General features: G+C 62.4%; 5 protein-coding genes. All 5 read right to left on the reverse strand.

What is annotated here, in order from left to right:
* Positions 1-274: 274 nt before the first annotated feature.
* The gene (locus VSR82_RS30505) at positions 275-643 is read right to left on the reverse strand and encodes a hypothetical protein (RefSeq protein ID WP_429455648.1); all 369 of its coding nucleotides are present in this window, start codon (positions 641-643) and stop codon (positions 275-277) included.
* Positions 644-648: 5 nt separating this feature from the next.
* On the reverse strand, positions 649-12,234 hold the full coding sequence (locus tag VSR82_RS30510) for a two-partner secretion domain-containing protein (RefSeq protein WP_498858303.1): 11,586 nt from the start codon (positions 12,232-12,234) through the stop codon (positions 649-651).
* A gap of 126 nt (positions 12,235-12,360) precedes the next feature.
* Complete coding sequence (locus VSR82_RS30515) at positions 12,361-13,269, reverse strand: peptidylprolyl isomerase (RefSeq protein ID WP_429455651.1); 909 nt, start codon at positions 13,267-13,269, stop codon at positions 12,361-12,363.
* Positions 13,270-13,279: 10 nt separating this feature from the next.
* The gene (locus tag VSR82_RS30520) at positions 13,280-14,992 is read right to left on the reverse strand and encodes a ShlB/FhaC/HecB family hemolysin secretion/activation protein (protein ID WP_498858316.1); all 1,713 of its coding nucleotides are present in this window, start codon (positions 14,990-14,992) and stop codon (positions 13,280-13,282) included.
* A gap of 149 nt (positions 14,993-15,141) precedes the next feature.
* On the reverse strand, positions 15,142-17,331 hold the full coding sequence (locus VSR82_RS30525; protein ID WP_429455652.1) for a two-partner secretion domain-containing protein: 2,190 nt from the start codon (positions 17,329-17,331) through the stop codon (positions 15,142-15,144).
* Between the last annotated feature and the right edge of the window lie 182 nt (positions 17,332-17,513).

The following is a 17,513-nucleotide window of genomic DNA, read 5'->3' on the forward strand; positions in this document are numbered from 1 at the left end:
TGTTCCAGTACCATTCGCACAGCCCGCTCACGAACTTCCGGCGAGTACCTCGGGGACTTCTTCTTCGTGTTTTCCATAGCTCCATTTTCTCAAGAAGTGGAGTCTCCGGAAAACCCGGGGCGCTTCAAGGACGTGCGCCGCGAAGTGGCGAGGGGGATTTTCTAGCGGGCGGGTGCCGGCTCGCGGCGGGCAACGAAGGAAGCAAATCGGACAGCAGTGCAACGCCGCTCGCCTGCGCCATAAAGCATGAACCCGGCACGAGGCCGGGTTCGACTCAGAAGTCGATCACTGGAACGACCCCTTCTGCCGTGTGCAAGACATAAGACTCGAGCCCGTCCTTCTCCGGAATCAACTGTAAAAACTGCTCATCCTCAAAGTGCAATGTCAGCACTTTACTTTCGTCAAAACGGGCGTCGACGATCTTCCTTTTCAAACAACTCAACAAAGGAGCGGCAGACTCAGGAAGGGTGGCATTTCCAATCGTCTGGCCCCCAGCCGCTTGTAACACGAACCGGCACTGAACCAGAATCCAGCCGCCGTTACCACCACTGCCGTTGAAAGACAACGAAACCGAGCTAGGATTTACCGTCACCCCGGTAACCTCTCTTCCAACAATCTCCGCAAGATCGCGCTTTTCAAGCATGGGAATTACCTTGCCGGTGGCATAGAGTTAGGCGGGAGCGGGATGTGAGTATCCCCCTTGGTTGCGTTCGGCGATCCATTGGCCGGATTGATCGGCTGTCCATTCACCACAGACGTCCAATAACCATTCTCTAAGCCGGGCACCGGCGTAGAGCCGGAAGGCATCACGCGAATGTAGGTACTCCCCGCAGCACTGGGATCAGTGCCAGGCGGATAGTAAATGATACTTCCGGGCGTTCGACCGGGACGACTCACCCAATCGGAAGGAATGACTGGAGCTTGGGCAGGATTTGTGAATGGTTGGAGATTTTGAGGTACTTTTGGCCCATTGGATGCTGACGAACCGGTGATCGCCTCGGTCGCTCCCGCTGCATCCTGCGGTGTCGCGGCCGACAACACCGCTGCCGTAGTCGGCGAGAATCCCGAACTGATCAACGCCTGTTGGGCGTTCTGCATGTAGACCGCGTTCGAGATGTCGTTCCAGTTCGTCGTCGCGATCGACTTCGCGGCAACGTCCTGATTGCCCAACCCGGTCAAGAATGACACGCAATTCGCGTTACCCTGACAATACGACTGCGCGTCCGACGCACTGATCCCGTAACCGCTCAATGTATCGTTCTTGATCGTCGCGCAGTCAGTCACGCTGCTACAGTTCTGCGCGTCGCGCTGCTGCTGCGCCGAGATGCTTTGATAGCTCGCCGTCACCTGATTGATACAGGCCGTATCGCCCGGTGCGCAACTCTTCAGCGACGCGGCAAGATTCGCTGTTTGCACATGGTTGAGGTAGTTGTTCAGCGTCTCGTTCTGGGCCGCCGTCATCGCGCCCTGAACATTGAAGCCGAGGGCTCCCGCGACGCTGCCACTCACGAGCGTCTCGATCGCCGTCAATGCGGCCGGCGGGATATTCCCGTTCGCATCGATAACCGGGTTCAGCCCGGCGGAGAGTGCACCGCCCGCGGCTCCGCCTGCACACCCTGTGCCCTCCGCCGCACTGGCCGCGCAGCCCAATGCCGCATGTGCCGCATAGTAAAGCGGGCTCGTGTTGCTGAACATGCCCGACGAGTCAGTGAAAGTGTCTCCAATCGCGTTTGCTCCGACCGCGGCAATATTCGTCACCAGGTCGTTCTTTAGCGCTTGGCCAAAGCTACCGCCGTAAATCGCAGTCGAGACACCTGCGCTAACAAGCGAGCGCTCCCCCACACTGAGCGCCGTCTGTCCCAAATTGGCGAGCGTGATGGATGAATCTGCGGCTACCACGCCGTTGCCGAGGTCGCTGAACCCACTAACGCTGTCCAGCCCCAGCCCGGAGTCAATACCAGCTGTGAGTTCTTCAACCGCTACCGCTTTACCGACAGAACCCCAATCCACGGACCCGGTCGTGATTATCTGACCGGCGATGCTGCCGATAAGCGCACCGGCAAGCGGACCGAGATAGAACGACGCAACAATCTCAATCGCCGCGCTCAGCACCTGACCAAATGCGCCGAGGCCGCCCTCCTGGACAAACTGCGTATGCAGGTTGTCGCTCACTGCGACTTGCGAAAACGCGCTGCCGAGTTCTTGCTGAATCTGGCCGAGAATCATCTGCGTACCAGGCTGATCAACCGTCCCATCCGCATTGAGCTTCTGCAGCGCTCCACCAATCTGGCTTAGCGTCTCGACGTTCAGGTTCATGTTCGCCGCGCTCATGAAGCCGCCCGGCTGAACCGTCGTACCTGTCTCCTCGATATAGCCGCCCTTCACCTTCGCCCAGATCTGCCCGACGTCGACCTGGTTGGCCTGGTTGGTCAACGTATCGGTGTTGACCGTAAGCGTACCCGAAGCGCTAATGCTCCCTGTATTGAGAATGCTGCCACCGTCATCCTTGCCGAAATTCAGCGTGACGTCCTGGCCAGAGATATTGCCGCCCGCCGACATTGCATTGCTGCTGGTCGGCAGATAAACCTGCGGCATTAGCGCTGTGATCGTCGGACACGTATTCAACGCCGGGCCCGTCGCCGTACACGATGGATCCGGAACGGTTTGCTCCACATACCACAGCATCGGCTTGTCGAGCGCGTTGATCTGCGTCTGCGTCAGCGCCTCACCAAGTTGGACGTTGTTCGCCGTCGCGTAGTCGAGCGCGTTCTGATACAGGTAACTCTTCTCCTGCTCCGTCACCGAGGTATTGGTCTTGCTGTCATACGTCAGTCCATCGACAAAGCTCGCCTTGCCGGTTTGCTGCAACGCCGCCTGCTGCAAAACCAGGTCTTCCTCCTGCGGGTTGTAATAGAACAGCGTTGAGGTAGGCTGAAGGTTGGCCGGAAGCGCATTGATCAAATCCTGCGGACCGAGGTTGCCGAGCGTGGACGTACCCAGCGAGCCATCCACGTATGAAGCCTTCCCAGCCACTGCAGCCGGTAAGGCGCCGCCCACCTGACGCTGCATCGTGATGCTGATGCCAGGCATATTCACCGGGCTGAGCGAAATAACCTGCGACGGCCCATTGACACGCGGCGTATAGGTGTTGGCCGTCGTGATGCCATTGATCAGCTTCTGCCCGGTCAACGTAACCGACGTGCCGATCACGTTGCCGACATTCTGGATCTGTCCGCCCGACGTAATGGTCAGATTCGGCGCCTGAATCGTGGCCGCAATGTTGCCGACCGGCTGCGGCGGATCGATCGTGCCCCCCGTGTTCGTATAGGCACTGCCATAGAGCGCCGTGCACTCGGCCGGCGACCCGCACGCCCAGACGTCATGACGCTTGTCCGCGCTGAACATGCCGGTTTCCTGCACCCAGTGCGAGTGCCAGTACGCATTGAGCGTCTGTGCCTCATTCACCACCGGACCTGCCACCGTGATAGTCGCCGCAGTCCCCGCGCTAATCAGACTGCCAATGTTCGTCAGGCTGCCCGCATTGATCTGCAGGTTATTGCCCGCGCTGATCACCGAGGAACTGCCCGACTGCTGGTCGACATAACCTTCGCAGTAGCTCTCCTTGTAACCGCCCGCCGTCATACAGCCCGAATATTGTTCCTTCGAGCCATAGTCCTGATGAACCGGAACTGGCGGCGGCAACGTGTTGGTTATCGCGCCCGACACGTTGAGCGTGATATTGTTGCCCGCCACGATTTGGCCGGACGTGTTGGTCAGTGCTTGCGCAGGGGTTGTCGCACTGGCAGTCGTACCGACACCGCCAATCACGATGTCGTGACCAGCGAGAAGATTGCCATACGTATTGCTGACCTGGCCGGCGGCGATAACGAGGTCGTTGCCGGCGTATATCGTCGCGCTCTGCTGCGCGTAGCTGAAACTCGTCGTCGTCGGGTTGTCTCCCCGATAGCCCATTCCGGCGGCGCACTCGCTGGCCGACACGCCCGTCGCGCATCCGGGCGAACTGCTCGTCGACGTAATGCGCTCACCCTGGTTGCTGAATGACTGGGCGCCACTTGCGTTGAAATTGCGGCCCGCATAGATATTCCCGCTGTTGACGAGGTTGCCGCCCGACAGGTTCACATCCTGGCCGGCCACGATCAAGCCTTGCTGGCCAAACGTTGTGGTCGTAGTCGTGATGCTCGCAGGAACCGACGCGGTCGAATTGAACGTAGCCGTACTTTCGCCGCCCACGTATCCGCCAAGCTCGTAAGGGATCGGCGCGTTGTAAAGACCGACGCTCCCCAGCGCATGCAGTTGCGCCATGAAAGCGTTGAGTTGTGTCTGGTCGACCGTGTCCACCACCGTCGCCGTCACATCTCCAAGCGAACCGTTATTCAGCGACTGAAGGTTGAAGTTGACATTGCCGCCGGCAGAAATGATGCCATCGGCGTTCGACAGTGAACCTGCGGTCAGGGTGATGTTGCCCCCCGCCATGATGGTGCCCGGCGTGCCGGCGCCTGGAGCCGTGACAGTGCGATCGATACCCGGCAGAGCGATCGTCTGATATGAAACGCCGGCTTGCTGCAAATTGCTGCCGACCTGCGTCGGCTCCGTGAGTTGTGCGCCATACATGCCGGTCAAGGCAGCGTTGTGCGCCACGTCGAGCACGCCATTCGCCAGGTCGGGGCCCAGGTCGGACAAGGTCGCGTTGTAGGTATAGGTCGCGTCGTAATACGATCCGCCGTTGCCGCCCGTGAACCCATGAACCGTCTGCGTGCCGACCACTATCGAGCCATACAGTGACGGGTCGTCGGCGGCCGAAACCACTTGGGTAGACGATGTCAAACCGCCCTGAACACCATCGTTGACGACCGCGCCCGCATTGATGGTGAGGTTCCCCGCGGCCGAGATCGTGCCCGTCGTATTCTGCAGCGTGCCGCCCAGCGAAAACTGCATGTTGCCGTTGGACTGCGTCGTCGCGCCCTGGTTGTCGTAGTTGCCCCCGTTCACCGAAAGCAGGTTGCCCGCTTCCACAGTGCCACGGTTCGTAGCGTTGCCGTTGAGCGTCAGCGCGTCGCCCGCATGCATCACCGCGCCGACGGCGTTGTTCAAGGTGCCGTTGAACGTTACGTCGTTGCCGGCGATCTGACCGAAGTTCGTGAACGCGCCATTGGTCGTGATCGTCAACGGCGCCGTGCCGGTCATCGTGCCGTAGTTGTTGATCCCGTTCAGCCCCGTTAGCGTCACGCTTTGACCGCCATAACTCCACGTTCCGGTGTTATTGATGGACCCCGCGGTAATCGAGAGCTGACCGCCCTGGCTAATCGTTCCCTGCGATGGATCAAACGCCATATTCACGGCGCTGATGCCCATGTTGCGCTGCGCGAGAATCTGGCCACTGGCGTTGTAGAACGAACCGTCCCCGCCGTTGATCGTAAGCGAGACGTCGCCAGTCGTCGGGCCACCGGGTGCATTCGGATTTCCCGCGAAGATGAGCCCGTTCTGGTTATTCAACGTGCCCGTGTTGACCGACAGGCCGTTCAAGGCCATCAACGATCCGCCTGAGTTATTCAGGCTGCCTGCAACGGAGATATTCGTCGTCGAGCCATTCACTAGGCCCGCGTTGGTGAAGTTCGTTGCGTTGATCGTCGTTGTGGTCGTCGACGCCAGCGACGCGTTCGCCGCATTCGTCAGGCTCGGGGCGGACACGTACAACGCACCGCCGGACAACACCTGGCTCGCGTTGTAAAAGCCATTGCCGGAGGTCAGCGTCGCCCCGCCGACCACATCTATCGCGGCGCCGACCAATGAGAGCTGATTCGACGCAGAGGCCGCCAAGGTCCCGCCGACAAGCGCCGAACCCAAGCTCACATTCGTGCCACTGAACTGCATGTTGCCTGTCGACACCATCGACGTCTGGCTCGCATCGACCGTCCCCTGCGCGCTCACGTTCACATTCTTCGAGCCGCCTTGCGAGCCACTCAACGTGACATTGCCGCCGTTCAGCGTGAACTGCCCCGCCACCGTGCTAGTCCCGCTCAACGTGAGCGTCTGCCCGGCGCTCAGCGTCGTATCGCCGTTCGCCGAGACGCCCGCCACGTTAACATTGCCGTGCGTGCCCGCGACATTGACCGTGCCCATCGACGACACTGCGCCGATCACCGTCGCGTTATTGGCCGCCTGAATCGCCACGTTGCCGCCGGACTGCACGTTGCCGCTAAAGCCAACACTGCCGCCCGTGGAATTTGCCGTCACATTGCCCACGGCCGTCGTCGCGCCGAGCGACATATCACCAACCGAGGTCGCCGTGAATAGGCCCGCGCCCTGGATCTCCCCAAGCGTGACGGCGCCGCCCGCACCGACCGTGACGTCCTTGCCGAACGTCAGCGAGCCACTGCCGTAGACGGAGCCGCCTGCGTTGATGGTGGCGAGGCCGAGGCCGAGGAATGCGCCGGTCAACGTAGCATTGCCACCTGAACTGATCGTCGTGTCGCCGTTGACGAGTCCACCATTCAGCGCCAGCGCGCCTCCCGATGTTACCTTCAGGTTGCCTTGACTCGTCACCGCGCCGCCGACGCTCAAAATGCCGCCGCCCGCGCTCAACGTGACATCCGAATTCGCGCCGAGCATGCCGTTTGCCGCGAGATTGCGGCCCGCGGTCACCGTGAGCGCGCCGACAGCCGAAGCATTTCCGCCGATCGTCGCGTCGCGCACGGCCGTCACGCTGAGCGACGCGCCCGAGGCGAGCGTGCCGCCCACGCTCACATCGCCCGCGCCATCGTGTCCTTGCGCCTGCAACGCAATTGCGCCGCCGGCTTGCGCCATGCCCATTGACAGATCGTTGCCCGCTGTCGCACTCAAGGTGCCGTTGGTCGCGACGATGCCGCTCACACCGATGCTGCCGCCCGCGTTCAGCGTAGCCTGCTGGCCAAACGCGACGGAACCCGCGTTGATCGAACCGCCTGCCGTCAAGGTACCCACGTTCTGTGCGCCGATGCCACCGGTCAACGTCAGGTCGCCAGCCGATGTGAGTTGCGCATTGCCGCCCACCGTCGTCGCACCGGAGAAGGTCAGCGCCTGGCCAGCGTTCGCGTTCAGGTTGCCTTGCGTTATGACATTCGCAGCACTCGCGTTGCCATTGGTCGCCGTCAGCGTCAGATCGCCCGCGGCATTGACATCGGCGAGTGCGATGTTGCGCGCGGAGTCGATCGTCGTCGTTCCACCGGCATTGATCGCGCCGCCCACGGTGGCATCGCGCGTGGCCTGCAGCGTCAGCGTGCCGAGTGCCGTCGCCGTGCCGGCGAGCGTGACGTCACCGCCGTCTGCGTTGCCATTCGCGGTCACGGCGAGGTTGCCGGTCACCGCCTGCACGCTACCGAGGCCGGCGTTGTTGCCGCCCGTCACCGTGACGCTTGCGCCTTGCAGTGCGCCGGTCAATGCCAGGTCATGCGCCGCGTTCAGTGTTACTGCCTGAGCAAAGGCCGCCGTACCCGCGCCGTTGATATCGTGCGATGCCGTCAGCGTGCCGCCGAGCTGGCCGGCAAGCGCGCCGGTCAGTTGGATATCACGACCGGCCTGCACGGTCACGGCTTGGACCACGTTGATCTGGCCGCCGAGCTGCGTATCGAGCCCGGATATCAGGTTCAGCGCGCCGGAGGTCGTCGTTGCACCGGACAGCGCGATGCTGCCGGTCGCGGCCGTCGCAGTCAGATCGCCGGCCGTGGTTTGCAGCGTGCCGCTTGCCGTCACGTTGCGTTGCGCGGCCAGGGTCAGCGCGTCGCCGCTGGTTAGCGAACCGGTGAGCAGCACGTCGCGCGCGCCAGCCAGCGTGACGACGCCAGGCGCCGTTGCCGTGCCCGTGATGGCGGCATCGCCGCCGCCCGCATTGCCGTTCGCGATGAGCGTCAGCGTGGTCGCCGAATTGACGTCGTTCAGCGATGCGTTGTTGCCGCCCGTCGCATTGACGACATTCGCCTGCACCCCGCCGCTCAGCGCGATATCACGTTGCGCCGTGTAGTGCGCCGCTTGTGTAAACGCCTGCGTACCGGCACCGCCGATATCGCGCCCCGCCGCCACGACACCATTCGCCTGGCCGACCACCAAGCCATTCAGGAACGCATCGCGACCCGCATTCAACGTGACGTCGCCGACCGCGCTTGTGCTCGCGCCCAACGATAGATCGAGACCGGCCGTGATCGCCAGCGCGCCGCCGCTGTTGATACCGCCCGTCGCGTTCAGACTGCCCTGCCGCGCATTGAGCACTGAATCGCCAACCGACTCGACCGCGCCCGCAACGTTGATATCGTGTTGCGCGTTAATGCCAACGGTCGTGCCGCTGGCGATCTTGCCCGTCGTCGCCACTGTCACATCGTTCTGCGCCGTCGCCGTCACAGTACCTGCCGCGGCAACCGAACCGTTGACCGTGAGATTGCCCGAGCCATTAGCCGTATTCGTGCCGTTCGCGTTCAACGCAACGGTGCTGGCCGATTCGACGTTGTTGACGCTGATGTTGCCCGCCGCCGTCACCTGAACCGCCTGACCCTGGATCAGTCCACCTTGCGCCACATCGCGGCCCGCGTTCAGCGTAGTCGCCTGCGTGAAGGTCATCGTGCCCGCGCCGCTAATGTCACGACCCGCTGTGACAATGCCTTGTCCCTGTCCGGCAAGCATGCCGGTCACGTTGACGTCGCGCGTTGCGTTGAGCGTCGCGTCGAACGCAGCGGTGGTCGTGCCGCCGAAGTTGATGTCGGTGCCAGCCTGCACGTTGAACGCGCCGTTGCTCGCGATCGTGCCTGTCGAACCGACGCTACCGTTCTGCGCGGTCAGCGTGGTGTCGCCAGCCGATTGAATCGATCCGCTGATGCCGATGTTCTGACCGGCATTTAGCGTGACCGCCGCACCGCCCGTCACCGCACCGGTGATGTTCAGATCCTGAGTCGCCGAAAGCGCGAGGCTCGATGCCGCCTGCACGTCATGCAACGTCGCAGAGCCGCCCGCGTTCGTCTGCACGGTGCCGCCGCGCAGCGAACCCGTCAAGGTCGTGTCGCCACCGGAACTGACGTTCGCCGCGAGGCCGAACGCGCTGGTCGCCGAGCCCGCAATCGTGCCGCCAGCCGTCAACGTGCCGTTGCCTTGCGCGACGACCGAGCCGTTCATCGTCAGGCTCTGGCCCGCGTTGACAGTCAGATCGCCGAGCGCGGAAGTGCCTTGCGTACCGAGGTCGACCGATTGCGCTGCATTAATCAGCAAGTTGTCGCCGGACTGAATGTTGCCGGTACTCGTCAGCGAGCCCGCTGCGTTTGTCAGCGTGACGTTGCCGTTCGACGCGACGCTGCCGGCGATCGACGTGTTGCCGCCGCTCGTCACGTTCAGCGGGTTCGCGCTTTGCAGTGCGCCATTGATCGACGTGTCGCCGCTCGAAGTCAACGACGCCGTCGACAACGACGCCACCAGTCCGTTGACTGCCAGAGTGCCACCGTTCGCCACAACATGAAGCGCCGAGTTCGCCTGCACGTTGTTCAACGCCACACCATGACCTGCAGTCAACGCGACGCCCGCGCCTTGCAACGCGCCAGTCACCGACAAGTCGTTCGCGGCAGAGACGTTCGCATCATTGGCGAACCCACTGCTGCCGCCCGCGATCACGTCATGACCCGCGCTCAGCGTCGCCGCGCCCTGCCCCGCCAGCGTGCCACCGATGGTTAGGTCATGCCCCGCCGTCAGCGTCGTATCGCCGGTTACGCTCGTCGAACCGATCAGCGCGACATCCTGCGCACCGCTAACGACGAGGTCCGCCGCGCCGTTCAATGTGCCGCTCGAATTCACGCTGCCATTCACCGCCGCGACCGACAGATCGCCAACCGCCTGCACGGTGCCCGCCGCTGCAACCGCAACATTGCGTTGCGCCGTCAGCGTGACCTGCGAGCCACCCGCCAGCGTGCCATTGACGATCACATCGCGTGCCGCCCGAACATTCGCCGCGCCAACCGAAGCAGCGTTGCCGTTGAACGTCACGTCACCGCCGCCGGCCGGATTGCTGGTGATCCCGTTCGCCGCCACGTTGAACGCACCGCCCGCCTGCACATCGGCAAGACTCGCGTCGTTGCCCGCCGTGACTTGCAGACCATTGGCGAGCAGCTTGCCGGTGAACGCGACGTCCTGTCCCGTCGTCAACGTACCGTTCTGGCCGAACGCCACCGATCCGCTGCCGGTGAGATTGTTCTGTGCATTGAACTCGCCATCCTGCTGCACGATGACCACGCCCGGAACGTCGAGGTTGCGCCCAGCGCTCACTTGCGCACCGGTGCCAACGAGCAGCGAACCCGCTACCGAGATATCGCGCACGACATTGGCTGCGAGCGTGGTGCCGCTTGCAAGCGATCCGCTCACCGAGAAGTCCTGGCCCGCCGTCACCACCACGCCTTTCTGCGCGGTGGCCTGCCCAACCACATTCGTGTCCTGACCCGACGTCAGCGCGAGGTTATTGCCGCTCCTGACGGTTCCGTTGGTCGTCACGCTGCCTTGCCGCGCGGTCAAGGCGAGATCGCTCGACGTTTGCAGCGCGCCGTTCACGTTGACGTTGCGCTGCGCTGCCGCCTGCAACGTACTGCCGTTGGTCTGCCCGTTGACGTTGATGTCACGCGCGGCCTGCAAGCTCGTCGCGCCGCTCATGACGGAGGTGCCGTTCAGGTTGATGTCGCCTGTGCCGCCGTTGCCTCGAGCGCTCACCGCGAGCGCGCCGCCGGTTTGCACGTCGCCAAGCGTGACGTTCGCGCCGCCCGTGACCGCCGTATCGCCGTCCGATTGCGCATTCGCCACGTTGACGTTGCCGCCGGCCGTGACGGCGAGCTTCCCGCCGGTCTGAATCGTGCCGGTCGACGTGACGTCGCCATTCGCGTTGATCGAGTAACCGCTGATGCCGACGTGCGCGCCGGTCATCGACAGGTTGCCGCTCGCCTGCAGCGTGGCTTGTTGTTGCGCGGCCGAGCCGTTCACCGTCAAGTCGCCGTTCGACGACAGCAGCAGATCGCCGGTATTCGCCGCCATCTGCGCATCGGTGCGCACGCCCATGCCGGCCGCGGTGCCGATCACCTGGATCTGGCCGGCGGTCATCGCGCCAAACACCGTGGCGTCGATGGCGAGACCGTTATTGGCGTGGCCGTTGGCGCTATTGATCGCGTTGGCGGAGTTATCCGAACCGTTCGCGGACGTCGCATACGTGGTGCCGTTACTGCTCACCGCCGACGGCAGCACGGACTGTCGCCCGGCAATCGCATTGATCCGCGAGCCGGCATACAGAGGTGCATTGATGCCGATGGTTTCGCCGATCAGGTCGATCGTGCCGACCGTGCCTTCAATACCGGCACCCGGGCCGTTTACGCCCGCGTTGCCTTCGACCTGAATATGGCCACCGGTTACGCTATAACCGATCGCCTGCGCGCTATTAAAATCGGTAACCGTGCCTTTGAGGTCGCTCAAAAATTGGGGCGTGCCGGTCGTCAAGGTGACGCCGATCGTATTCGTGAATCCGGTGCCGTTGGTCGTGATGCCGTTGGGATTCGCAATAATGACGGTTGCAGGCGCACCGAACACTTCGAGTGGCCCGTTGAGCAAGCTCGCGTACGCAGCGCCCGTCGACGTCACCTGATTGACAATCACGCTCGCTGTACGGCCCACGAGATTTGGATTCGCCTGCAGATCGCCACCTGTGAGCGAGGTGCCACCCATCAGGCTGTTATTCAGAATCAGACCGACCGGATCGATGTTGAAACGCTGGTACTTGTTAAGCGAAATCCCTGTCGCATTTGGTGCGGTGATGTTCACGACAGGCACGCCGCCGCCCGCGCCGGTGGTCTGCGTGATCTTAGGTTGAAACGTGATCGGCGCACTCGGATCGACAATTGGCGCGGCCTGCGCCATTTGCATCGCAAAACGGATACGCACCGCGCTCAGGTCGATGATGCGTTGCCACGCCTCGTCATCCAGACGATGGCTGCCGGAAGCCAGCACTCCTGCAGCGTCGCGACTTTGCTCGAACGTGATCGAGAGCGGTCCGGCGAACAGCGTCAATGCGACGAACGCCGACACCGCGCGCTGCCATACGCGAAACGCACGCGCAGGCATCGGCACCGCCCGGCACAGCCGCGCGGAGCGCATGCCGCGGGCGTGCCGCTCGTCGTGTGCCTGACGGTTTTGTTCGAGTTGTCGTAAAGCGTTGCGTGTGGACACGTTCATGGTGCGCTCGTTTTTTTTGGTTCTTGTACTTCCGGCACTTCTTCTTCGCCGTTCCGGGCGACCAACCCAAACGGCGTTGCAGCGGTTTCATCCCGTCCGCTGCGCGCTCTGCAAAAGCAAGGCTTTTTATTGCTGCTGAATGCGGGCGTTTTTCATCAGATCGACCACGACCTGTGCCGTGGCTTTCTCCAGCGCGACCTGTTCGAGCTGCTTACGCAACGTATCTTTGATCTGGTCGTATTGGGGAATCTGCGTCGGACGCTTTTCGTCGACCCGCAGAATCCAGTACGCGTCGCCGGTTTGCACCGGCGTGCTTGAAACGCCGCCTTGCGGCAACTTGACGAGCGCTTCGGCGAGCGGCTGCGGCCAGTTCTGTGTGTTACCCGGCTGAATTGGCGTCTTGAACGAAATCCAGTTCATTGCGCCGCCTTGTGCCGCGCCCGGGCCCTGGCTGTACTGCTTCGCGAGTTGCGCGAAGTCGGTGCCCTTCTTCAGTTGCGCTAGCACCGTTTGAGCGGTGTCGGCATCTTTCACGGCGATTGCGCTCGGCTTGTATTCGTTGTCACCGAGGGTCGCGACGATCGCGTCGTATTTCGCCTTCACATCGGCATCGGTGACGGGTGTGGGCTTGACCTCATCGCGCAGATACGCAGCGATCATCGCGGCGGTCTTCGCCTGCTCGACGGCGGCCACGACTTGCGGACGCGATTCGTAATGCTGCTTCTCAGCAGCCTGGCGGAACAGTTCACGCGCGATCAGCTGGTTCCTGACTGCCGCGCGCAACGCGGGCGTATCCGGCACGTTCAACGCACGCACGGCCTGGTCGAGTTGGTCCTGCGTAATCACGACGTTGTTGACGCGTGCCACGCCGTTGGCGGGCAACGGACCACCGATGGCATCTGCGGCTTTGTCGGCCGGGGCTTTTGCCTTGGGCCTGTTGGCAGCATGCGCCGCGGGCGGCAAACCGGCTGCAAGACCGATCGTGGCGATCAGCATGGCGTTGCGAATCCTGACTGCGATCGGACGATGTTTCATGTGAACCTCTTTAGAGTGACCAGTTGAGTGTGGCGAGCAGCACGGTGGCTTTTCTCCCCAGCGCCGCGGGTTGGAGCAAGGCCTGACCAAGCAGCACCTCGCTAGTGACGGTTTGTGTTTTGTAGCGCCATTGCGCGCGTGCGCCGATGCCGGTGCCCATGAGCGTCGGCCAGCCGCCCTGCGCGACCAGATGCGATTTGCCGCCGTCGAGAAAGACGTACGGTTCCAGATGCGCGTCGTGCCAGACCGGCACGTTTTGCCAAGCGGCCTCGTTGCGCAGATAGAAGCCGCTGTCGCCGGCAATGCCGCCTTCGGTAAAGCCGCGCACGGAACCCATGCCGCCGAGGAAGATCTGCTCGTTGCCGAACATCGCGACATGGCTGTACTGGCCACGCAACATGCCGCGATAGGTCCATTGCATACTAGCCAACGTCCCGAGCGCGACCTGCAGCGTGGCGGTCGCGTCCACTTTGGTGAACTGGCTGTGCGCATCGACTTCGTCGATATCGGGGGCGTCATGGCTCGCGCAGAGCCACGGCAAGCCTTGCGACACACCGATGTCCCACGTCGCGGCCGCGGCCTGATCTTGCGCGACGAAGCGGCGTAAGCCGTTCAAGCCGATACGTAACACCGTGAGGTCCTGCGGCGCCAGGTCGATGCCATTCAGGCTGCGTTCCGTGCGCATTTTGGTGAGCGTCACGTCGACGCTGCTTCGGCCGGCGCGCGAGCGCGTCAGCACGTCGTTCCAGCCGAGAATCTGGCTGAATGTGCGGCCCTGGAGCAGCGCGACATCACTGATGGTCTGCTGGTATTCGGAGAGCGACGTCGTGTAGCTAAAGGTCTGATAGCCGTACGGCGCCGCCGCGGAAAACACCACGGCGTTGCTGTCCTGCGTGCCGACGTAGTTGAACGACAACGACTCCTGCAAACCAATTACGTTGTCCGCTTCGACACCGGCGCGGTAGCGCAGCGTGCCGGTTTGCGAGCTGCCGTAGTTGTCGATGCCGATGTCATAGAAAACGCGGTCGCCGTAGTGGTTCGTGATTGCCACCACCGAATCGCCCGGCGTCGCGCCTGGCATGATCTGGATCTCGGCCTGATTGCGGCGCAACCGGTTGATCTGGTCGACGCCCTGTTCGAGATCGGGCAAGCGCAGCACATCGCCCGTACTATCGCCGAAGGCCCATACGGTGCCCGCATCCGTTAGCAGCCCGCCGCCGTGTGTCGTGTACCACGGCTCGTTCGGATCGCGTGGACGCAGCGGTTTTCCGTTCAGCGTGAAGGCCGACACTTTGCCGTCGACGATGTTGATTCTCAGCGTACCGGAGGCGAGATTCTGCGCGCCGAGATATGCACGCGTCGTAATGTAGCCTCGTGCGATGAACGCCTCGGTCACGCGGCGCAACAGCAGGTTGATGCGGTTGCGGCCGAGCTGCTTGCCGATGAACGGCGCGGCGATCCGGTCGAGTTCGCTCGCGCCAAGCACGGTGTCACCGATGAAATCAATGTGGTCGATCTTGAACAGCGGCTCGACGTCGGGCAGCGTTTCGACATCCGCGCCTTCGGGCAGATTGACTACTGTCGGCTGGGGCACTTCGATCTGTGGAGGCGGCTGCTGGATTTCGTCGCGCCGCTGGCGGTCGCGTTGCTCTTGCAGCAGCCGTTGCGCCGGGTCCTGTTCGGCCCGGAACGGCACGCCGCCCAATGCCGCCGCATTCGGCATACTCGGCGGCGCTTGCGCGAATCCCCGCGCCGCCGCTGCACCGGCGAGTATCGCCAGCGTGCAACGTCCAAGCCGTGGCTTGTGGCGCTTCACAGCGCGCGGAGTGGTCCGGCTTGTTGCCCAACTCGTGACCATGTCCGAGGCCCACTTCATAGACCGAACCACGACACGAGCCCAAGATGGTTGTGATTGCCGATCGTGACCGGGGCGCGATACGGCACGCGAATGGTATTCACACCGCCCGCGGCGTTGACGCCGCCAGGCGCGTTGAACGAGCCACCTTCAATATCCGCCTCACCGGTCAGCTCAACCTGGCCAGAGCCGCCACTGAACAAACCACCCGTATCAGCCGCGAAGATCGCCGACCACGAGTTGCCGAACCACGCCTTGAGATCATGCGTACGATTGATCGCGGTGTAGCCGAGTACAGCTTGTGCGAGGGTTTTAGGCGCGTCGAGTTTGAGCGTGCCTTCCGCCGACACCAGGCCACCGGTGTTGGTGATCTGCGTGCCGGCTTTCAGCGCGATGTCATTGTTCGCCTGGATCACGCCGCCGTAGCCCTGCACATTGCTCGACGAACTCGAACTGCAGAAGAAGAAGCATGTTTGATGAAACGACGCCTGCCCGGTGAAGATCGCCTGCGTCAGTAACTGGTCACGTGCGGTGATCGAAATGGAGCCGCCAACGGTCGGATTCTGCGGGTCGATTTGCGCGAGAATCGTGCCGCCGATGTTGTGCACGTTCTGCGCGGCAATGGTCACGTTGCCGGCGTTCGCGCTCAGGTAAGAGAGTTTGTCCGGATCGGCGAGCGCGCCGTAGTCGACGTTGAAACCGTCGTCACGGTGTTCGACGAAAATCAGGCGCCAGCTGCGGTCCGAGTAGCTGACCGGTGCGCCGCCGTTCACACCGCTCGAATGATCGACGATGTTGTCGACATCGCCGCCCGCACTGATCGTCAGATTGTGGTTCGACAAAATGCGCGCGTTCTGATTCGTCACGGAGCCACCGGCCGTCACGGACACATCGCCGCCCCTCCCGAATATCACGGCGAGGGAACTGTCGGGCGTCGACCGGTTCAGCACGTTGCCTGCCGCCTTCAGCGTGACTGCGCCGAGCGATGCGCTGTCCTGAGCGTTCTTCTGCTGGCCTTGTATCAGCGAACCGACGCTGGTGATGTCGCCCGTGCTGGTCAGCACGACACCGCTGGTGGTCGAACCAATAACCGATTGCCCGGCGACGTCCTGCGCCAACGCGATGCCCGCGCCGCTCACGTCGATGCCAGCATTCGCGAGCACGCTGCTGCCCGTGAGGCTCACGGCGCCAGTGGTGGTCAATGTCGCCGAGCCACCCTTCGCCGTCAGCGTCGTATCCGACAGCGTGATGCCGTCCTGCGCCTGCAGATCGAGGTTGTTCGCCGCCGTGAGAGAAGTGTTCAGGAACTGCACCGAGCCGTTCGACGCCAGCGTGAAATCGCCGAGGGTCGCGTTCATTGGCCCCGCGCTGCGCACGCCTGGGCCCTTGTCGGTGACGATCAGCTGCACACGGCCACTCGCCAGGCTGCCCGCAGCGGTGATGTCGATCGCGAATGAACTGGCCGTGGCCGCGCTGATGGTCGGACTCAGCGTAAGCCAGTCGTTAGAGTTATCGTTGGGCGAAACTGCCGTGTTCAGGGAGACATGGCTGTTGCCTGCCACGGCACGCACGTACGCGGTCGGCGACGAGAAGCTGTTGCTGAGCGCCCCGATGAGCTGCACGTTCTTTGCGATCAGATCGAGCCCAATCAGTGCACTCGCCAGTCCCTGCGGACCGACGACGATGGTCCCGGTGTTCGTGTCGAGCAAGATGTCCCGCTCCGGAGGCCCCGCGATCGGAATGGTGTCCTTGAAACTGACCTGTCCAGTGGTGAGCGCAACGCGCCCCGTGTTGACGAAAGACCCACCATTAACCGTAATGCCGTTCGGATTCGCCAATATCACGTTGGCACGCGAACCAAGCACATCGATTTGACCGCTGATTATGCTGGGATTGGTACTTGTTACCTGATTGACAATCGTTCTGGCATTAATACCCACGTTATTAAGCGTGGCGCCTGCCGCGTCTACGCTGAAATTCGTGTAGGTATTATTTGAAACGCCCGCGAACGCCGGCGCGATATTGACAGTTTGATGGCCATTTGCACTGGTTGAAACAGTGGTTGTAGTTCCGCCATCAACCGATATGCCAACTGCATAAGAACTGTAGGGGACGGCAGTGAGCGCGGCGACAATCAACCTGACTTGCAATCCATATCGACGCGAGCCCCCGTGGCCCGCGCTGCTACTTCGTACGCTGGTCAACATTTTTCTGTTCACGCAACCGGTCGTTGCGGGTTCTCTTTGGTCAATCGGCTACTACGCGCGGTCGTTGCAGTCGCGCTTTTGTGTGACGAATAACGGCAAGAACCGGGTTTTACTTTAGGAATGTCTGGAAAGTTTTATATTACGTTTCGCCTTCAAAAGCCGGCGCTTCAAACATGCGAGCC

Source organism: Burkholderia sp. JPY481, assembly GCF_038900515.1.
GTDB lineage: Bacteria > Pseudomonadota > Gammaproteobacteria > Burkholderiales > Burkholderiaceae > Paraburkholderia > Paraburkholderia youngii.

Excerpts from the sequence above, each read along its gene's own strand:
- VSR82_RS30505 (WP_429455648.1), bottom strand. The coding sequence starts at position 643 with ATGCTTGAAAAGCGCGATCTTGCGGAGATTGTTGGAAGAGAGGTTACC.
- VSR82_RS30510 (WP_498858303.1), bottom strand. The coding sequence starts at position 12,234 with ATGAACGTGTCCACACGCAACGCTTTACGACAACTCGAACAAAACCGT.
- VSR82_RS30515 (WP_429455651.1), bottom strand. The coding sequence starts at position 13,269 with ATGAAACATCGTCCGATCGCAGTCAGGATTCGCAACGCCATGCTGATC.
- VSR82_RS30520 (WP_498858316.1), bottom strand. The coding sequence starts at position 14,992 with ATGCCGAATGCGGCGGCATTGGGCGGCGTGCCGTTCCGGGCCGAACAG.
- VSR82_RS30525 (WP_429455652.1), bottom strand. The coding sequence starts at position 17,331 with ATGTTGACCAGCGTACGAAGTAGCAGCGCGGGCCACGGGGGCTCGCGT.